Origin of the sequence: Streptomyces sp. 8L, from assembly GCF_020176795.1 — a bacterium.
GTDB lineage: Bacteria > Actinomycetota > Actinomycetes > Streptomycetales > Streptomycetaceae > Streptomyces.
The window spans coordinates 1-6,686 of the sequence record NZ_JAIUKE010000560.1; the positions used below are offsets into that span (position 1 = coordinate 1).

Genomic DNA, 6,686 nt, shown 5'->3' on the forward strand with positions numbered 1-6,686 from the left:
CCCCCTACCCCTGTTTCTCGCCCGCCGCATCCCGGGCCTCCCCCGTGCCGGCGTCGCGGCAGTGCAGCGGTGGTGGGCGGCCCCGTTCCGTGAGACGTTCCCCCCACCTCGACGTTGCCCGTTTCAAGGAGTTCGCGGTGGCTCCGCGTGGACGACTGGACGCCGCCCTGTCCGACCCCCCGCTCCAGGAGGCATGGTGACCGCTGACGCGACGACCCCCACGCGCCCCGCGCCGGAGGTGGACGGCTCCGGGGACGCCTGGGGCCCCGACGGCCTCCGGCGGGCCGTGGCCGACCGCTTCCTCGCGCTGACCTCTGCGCACGGCGCCGGGCGGGCGGGCGGCCCGGCTCTCGGCGACGTGCCACTGCCCGGCTCCGGACGTACCGCCGAACGCTTCCTCGTCCTGTACGGGCTCGGACGCGAGGACCTGTGCGTGGCGCGGCTCGTGGAGGGCCATCTGGACGCGGTGGCGATCCTGGACGAGCTCGCGGGGCCGCGCGTGGAGCCGGGCGAGCGCTGGGGCGTGTGGGCCGCGCAGCCTCCCGGCCCGGGGCTCGGTGCGCGGCGGGTGGACGGCCGCTGGGTGCTGGACGGCCTCAAGCCGTACTGCTCGGGCGCGCACAGCTGCACGCACGCGCTGGTCACCGCGGACTCCGGGGAGGGCCGGCGGCTGTTCGCCGTACGGGTCGCCCAGCCCGGCGTACGGCCGGTGCCGGGGAGCTGGCGGGCCATCGGCATGGCCGGCAGCGACACGCCCGACGTGGACTTCACCGGTGTCGAGGGCACACCCGTCGGCGAGGTGGACGCGTATCTGCGCCGGCCGGGGTTCCAGCACGGCGGGATCGGCGTGGCGGCCTGCTGGCTCGGCGGGGCGCGTGCCGTGGCCGAGACGCTCTACGCGTCGGCCCGCAGGCGTACGCACGACGCGATCGCCGCCGCGCATCTGGGCGCCGTGGACATGCTGCTGTCGTCCGCGTCCACGGTGCTGGAGCGGGCCGCCGAGGACATCGACGCGGATCCGCTGGACGCCCTGGGCGGCGCGCGGATGCGGAGCCTGCGGGTGCGGGCGCTGGCGGAGCTGGTCTGCACGCAGGTCCTCGACCACGTCGGCCGGGCCACCGGGGCCGGGCCGCTGTGCCACGACCCGCGGCACGCGCGGGCCGCCGCCGACCTGGCGGTGTACGTGCGCCAGCACCACGCGGAACGCAACCTCGCCGAGCTGGGGCGGCTGTTCGGCGCCCGCGACGAGGACGGCAAGGAGGAACACCGATGACGGACACGACACCGGACACAGCACCGGATGCGGCGGCGAATACGGCCGCGGACACGGACGCGGAAAGGGCGCCGGGGACCGCGGCGGACACAGCGGCACGCGATGACGCGGCGCGCACCGGCCCCGCACCGGGCCGGGCGCCCGCCGCGACCTCGGCGGTGCGCGAGACGGCGACCGCGGAGGCGGGTGCGGAGGGCACCGCGTGCCGCAGGGCCGCGGCGTACGCGATCGACGCCGAGGGCACACCCGAGTCGCGCTGGGCGGCCTGGGACGGGCTCGGCGCCCTCCCCGTGGCGCTGCTCCCGCCGGGCCCGGTGCTCGTGGTGGCGGCGCACCCCGACGACGAGGTGCTCGGTTTCGGCGGCATGCTGGCGATGCTGGCCGCCGCCGAGACGCCCGTACACCTGCTGTCCGTGACGGACGGGGAGGCGTCGCATCCGCGGTCCACCCGTCCGGCGGTCCGCCGGCTGGCGCAACTGCGCCGGGCGGAGTTGAAGGGCGCGCTGCGGGAGCTGGGGCTCAAACGGCCCAGGACGACCCGCCTCGCGATCCCCGACAGGGCTGTGGAGCGGTACGAGGACCGGGTGCGGGACGCCGTCGCGAAGCTGCTGCGGGAGACCGGGGCGCGGCTGTGCGTGGCGCCGTGGAACGGCGATCTGCACAGCGATCACGAGGCGGCGGGGCGGGCCGCGGGCGCGGCGAGCGCGGCGGCCGGGGTACCGGTGTGGTGCTACCCGGTGTGGATGTGGCACTGGTCCTTTCCCGGTGACCCGCGGGTGCCGTGGAGCAGCGCGGCGCGGCTGCCGCTGGACGACGGGGCCGCCGGGGCGAAGCGCCGCGCCGTACGGCGGTTCACCACCCAGACCGAGCCGCTCGGCGATGGGCCGGAGGACTCGGCGATCCTGCCGCCCGACGAACTCGCCCACCACATGCGGGGCTTCGAGGTGGTCTTCCGATGAGCACGCCCGTCGGCTACTTCGACGCCATGTACGCCTCGGCCGAGGACCCCTGGGATCTGGCGGGCCGCTGGTACGAGCGGCGGAAGTACGCGCTGACGGTGGCGTCGCTGCCCCGGGCGCGGTACCGCAGCGCGTTCGAGCCCGGCTGCTCGGTCGGTGTGCTGACCGCGCTGCTCGCCGAGCGGTGCGACCGGCTGCTCGCGGCCGACCGGGTCGCGTCGGCGGTCGCGACGACGGCGGCGCGGGTACGGGACCTGCCGCACGTCACGGCGCGCGCCCTGGCGGTGCCCGAGCAGTGGCCCGACGAGACGTTCGATCTGATCGTGCTCTCCGAGCTGCTCTACTACTTCGACGACGCGACGCGCGAGGCACTGCTCGCGCGAACCGTCAAGAGCCTGGAGCCCGGCGGCACACTGGTCACGGTGCACTGGGACCACCCCGTGCCCGAACACCACCGCACCGGCTCGCAGTTGGCCGGCCCGCTGACCGCGACGCCCGGCCTCGCACGGCTGACGGACGTCGTGGACAGCGACTTCAGGCTCCAGGTGTTCGCCCGCACGGGCGGCGGTGCCGGCACCGATGCGCCGTCGCCCGCCGTACTTGAGGGGCTGGTGTGAGCGGGGGCCCGGCGGCATGCGCGGTGATCGTGCCCGCCCACGACGAGGCGGCCTCGCTGGCCGCGGCGGTGCACTCGGTGCGGGCCGCGGCCCGGCACCCCGGTGTCGCGGGCACACCGGTGCTGGTCGTGGTGGTGGCGGACGCATGTACGGACGGCACGGTGGCGGTGGCCGAGGACGCGGGCGCGCTGGTGGTGCGCGTCGCGTACCGCAACGTCGGCCGGGCGCGGGCGAGCGGGGCCGAGGCCGCGCTGCGCCGGCTCGCCGCGTACGGGGAAGGCCTGTGGCTCGCGACCACGGACGCCGACTCGGTCGTCCCGCCGCGCTGGCTCGCACACCAGCTGCGCCACGCGCGGCAGGGGTGGGAGTGTGTGGTGGGCACGGTACGGCTCGCCCCGCACCCGCTGCTCAGCCCCGCCACGGCCGCCCGCCACGACGCCCACTACTTCGCCGAGCGGCCGCCGGGGCGGGGCGCCTGGCACCACCCGCACGTGCACGGCGCCAACCTCGGGGTGGCGGCCGGCCCCTACCTGGCCGCGGGCGGGTTCCCGCCGCTCGCGCACAGCGAGGACAGCGCGCTGGTGGCCGCGCTGGAGCGGTCGGGCCGGCAGATCCTGCGCACGGACGGGTGTCCGGTCCTGACGTCCGGGCGGGTGGACTCGCGGGCGCCGCAGGGCTTCGGCGCGTTCCTCACATCGCTCGCGAACGCCGGGCCCGTCACCTGATCCGGCCCTCCGGTGTGACGCGCCGTCCGCCGCGCGGCCCGGCCGGGCCCACGGGAGCCGGGCGGCGGCCACTGGGCACGTCGTGGCCGCCACCACCGCTCAGCCCGTCGTGGCCGTCCCCGCGAGGGGGGCCGGGCCGCTGTCCCCGGCCGGGGCCCCCGCCGGGATGGCGATGGCGGTCTCGTCGTCGGGCGAGACGAACACCGGGTCTCCGTGGGCGAGTCCGACCTTCTCCTTGTAGATGCGGGAGCGCAGCAGGGTGTCACCGACGCGCACGTGGTAGTCCCAGCAGTCGCCGTGGTAGATGCTGAACTCGACGGTGCCCTTCCAGCCGCGTCCGCTGGTGTCCTTGCGGGACAGCGACAGGCCTTCGGGGCGGATGAACACATTGACCTGGTCGCCCTCCGCGAGGTCGCCCGCGGCCACGCAGCGCAGTGTGCCCTGCGGCAGGGTGATGTCCACCAGGTCCTTGTCGCACTGCGTGACCGTGCCGGGGAGTGTGTTGGAGATGCCCATGAACCGCGCGGTGAACTCGCTGCGCGGGCGGGCGTAGATCTGCTGGGCGGGGCCGCGCTCCACGATCTGCCCGAACTCCATCAGGACGACCTCGTCGGAGACGGCGAGCGCCTCGTCCTGGTCGTGGGTGACGAACACCGTGGTGATGCCGAGGCGTTGCTGCACCGCGCGGATCTCGTCCCGCACGCGGTCGCGCAGCCCCTTGTCGAGGTTGGACAGCGGCTCGTCCAGCAGCAGCACCTCGGGCTCCCTGGTGAGCGCCCGGGCGAGCGAGATGCGCTGCTGCTGGCCGCCGGAGAGGGCCGGCGCCGGGCGGTCGGCGAGGTCGGCGAGGCCCACGAGGTCGAGCGCCTCCATGGCCTTGCGGCGCGCCTCGGGCACGGGGAGCTTCTTCTGCCCGGAGCGCAGCGGGAACATGACGTTCTGGACGGCGGTCATGTGCGGCCACACCGCGTACGACTGGAACACCACGCCGATGGGCCGCTGGTGCACGGGGACGTACACACTGTCGTCGGACGAGTAGACGGTCTTGCCGCCGATGCGGATCTCGCCTGCGTCCGGCCGTTCCAGGCCCGCGATGAGGCGCAGGGTGGTGGTCTTGCCGCAGCCGCTGGGGCCGAGCAGTGTGATCAGCTGGCCTTCGGGCACGGTGAGGTCGATGCTGTCGACGGCGTTGCGGGTCACCGCTTTGCCGTCGAATCGCTTGATCAGTCCGCGTATTTCGATCACGAGACTCTCCTTCGAGCGCTCAGTGGCGGTTGCGGTTCAGCCCGGTCTTACGGGTGAGCAGGCTGACGAGGCCGACGATGATGGCCAGGAAGACGACGATGAAGACGCCGAGCGCGGCCACGATGGGGTAACTGCCGTTCGCCCACTCGGTGTAGATGGTCACCGACACCACCTGGGTGTTCTCGGTGTAGAGGAAGATGGCGGCGGAGATCTCGCGGAACGCGACGATGACCGTGTAGAGGAACGCGGCCAGCAGTGAGGGCGCGAGCAGTGGCACGTAGATGCGCCGGAAGGTACGGACCCAGGACGCGCCGCTGACGGCCGCGGCCTCCTCCAGCTCGTCCTTGATCTGAGCCATGCCGGGCACGATGTAGCGCATCCCGTAGGGCAGTCCGATGGTCACGAACGCGATGACGAGGATGGCGAGGGTGCCGTAGAGGTGGAAGGGCAGGGGCGCCGTCAGGTACCAGTACAGGATGCCGACGCCCATCACGACGCTGGGCACCGCGATGGGCACGGTGGCGAGTCCGTCGAGGATGCCCCGGCCGCGGGCCTTGGTCTTGACGGTGATGTAGGCGACGAGGGAACTGAGCACGGTGACGATGACGCCCGCGAGGACCGCCGTGATCAGGCTGTTGGTGACGGACTTGGTCAGCGCCGGCGTGTGCAGGACCGCGCTGTAGTTGGAGAGCGTCAGCCGGTGCAGGGCGGACAGCGACGGCGGTTCGTACCCCGGCAGGAGTGAGGACCATACGAGCATCAGCAGCGGCAGCGCGACCGCCACCACGAAGAACACGACGAACGCGGCGAGGCCGAGCCACTTCCAGCGGCCGAGGTCGATGGAGGTGGGCCTGAAGCCCTTGCCCGTGATGGTCTGCGCCTCGGCGCCGGAGCCGCCGAGCTTGCGGGAGAAGTACAGGCCGACGCTGGCGACGGCGAGGATGAAGATGCCGATGACGCCCACCGTGCCGTAGTCGGTGGGGAATTGCTGGAGCGCGTTGTAGATGCGGCTGACGAAGACGAACTTGTGCCCGGGCACACCGATGAGCTGCGGGACCTCGAAGGTGGAGATCGTCTGTACGAACATCAGCAGCGCGGCCGACATCACGGCGGGCCTGATCAGCCGGGCCGTGATGGTGCGGAACACCCGCCAGGGCGGTGCGCCCGAGCTCAGGGCGGCCTCCTCGAGCGACGAGTCCATGTTCCCGAAGGCGGCGGTGCCCATCAGGAAGGCGACCGGGGTGACGTGCATGGACTGCACGAGGACCATGCCGGCGAGTGAGTAGATGTCGAAGGCCGGCAGGTGCACGTCGCGCAGCAGGACGTTGAGCGCTCCGGTGCGCGGTGCGAACAGCAGCGCCCAGGCGACGGTGTTGAGGATGCCGGGGATGATCAGTGGTACCAGCGCGGCGATCTGCGCGAAGAACTTGGCCGGTGTGTTGGTGCGGGAGACGAGGTAGGCGAGGCCGAAGCCGACGACCGTGCACACGACGGCGGTCGCGGCGGCGTATGCGAAGGAGTTGCCGACCAGGACCCAGAAGTCGCTGCTGCCGAGCGTCTCGCTGTAGTGCCGCAGGGTCCAGGAGACCTTGTCGGCGGAGAGGAAGGAGCCCTGGAGGCTGGCGACGACCATCGTGCCCGCGGGGACGACGGCCAGGTAGGCGACCACGAGTGCGACGACGGCGAGCATGATGTTCCGCGGGTTGCGGAACCAGGCAAGAACGCGTGACGTGGCGGTGCCGGAGCGGCGGGGCGCACCGCGGGTCGGAGGTGGCGCGGGGCGCGACCGACTGATGAGGCTCATTGCTTGGCCGTCCTCGTAGGTGGGAAGGGCGAGGGCCCGGATGTGGCGGGGTCACACCCGGGG

At 73.3% G+C, this 6,686-nt stretch carries 6 protein-coding genes; 4 read left to right on the plus strand and 2 right to left on the minus strand.

Going from position 1 to position 6,686, the window contains the following annotated elements; translation table 11 throughout:
* The first annotated feature begins 193 nt into the window (after positions 1-193).
* Genes LCE31_RS34310 through LCE31_RS34325 form a run of 4 tightly spaced genes read left to right on the plus strand, consistent with a single transcriptional unit; the run spans position 194 to position 3,574 of the window.
* Positions 194-1,273 carry an acyl-CoA dehydrogenase gene (locus LCE31_RS34310; protein WP_225021507.1) on the plus strand — a complete coding sequence of 360 codons (1,080 nt, stop codon included), beginning with the start codon at positions 194-196 and terminating at the stop codon, positions 1,271-1,273.
* Entirely contained in the window at positions 1,270-2,232 is a 963-nt protein-coding gene (locus LCE31_RS34315) for a PIG-L deacetylase family protein (RefSeq protein WP_308042354.1), read from the plus strand. The genes LCE31_RS34310 and LCE31_RS34315 overlap by 4 nt, the downstream gene beginning before the upstream one ends.
* Positions 2,229-2,849 (plus strand): SAM-dependent methyltransferase, encoded by a 621-nt coding sequence (locus LCE31_RS34320; RefSeq protein ID WP_225021509.1) that lies wholly within the window; start codon positions 2,229-2,231, stop codon positions 2,847-2,849. Before LCE31_RS34315 ends, LCE31_RS34320 begins: the two co-directional genes overlap by 4 nt.
* Complete coding sequence (locus tag LCE31_RS34325; protein ID WP_225021511.1) at positions 2,846-3,574, plus strand: glycosyltransferase; 729 nt, start codon at positions 2,846-2,848, stop codon at positions 3,572-3,574. The genes LCE31_RS34320 and LCE31_RS34325 overlap by 4 nt, the downstream gene beginning before the upstream one ends.
* A 99-nt stretch (positions 3,575-3,673) precedes the next feature.
* On the opposite strand, the gene LCE31_RS34330 is transcribed toward LCE31_RS34325, so the two are convergent.
* Together LCE31_RS34330 and LCE31_RS34335 are read right to left on the minus strand one after the other, a co-directional pair.
* Positions 3,674-4,819, minus strand: coding sequence for an ABC transporter ATP-binding protein (locus LCE31_RS34330; protein ID WP_225021513.1), 1,146 nt, complete (start codon positions 4,817-4,819; stop codon positions 3,674-3,676).
* 19 nt (positions 4,820-4,838) lie between these two features.
* Positions 4,839-6,623, minus strand: coding sequence for an ABC transporter permease (locus tag LCE31_RS34335; RefSeq protein ID WP_225021516.1), 1,785 nt, complete (start codon positions 6,621-6,623; stop codon positions 4,839-4,841).
* Positions 6,624-6,686 lie beyond the last annotated feature (63 nt).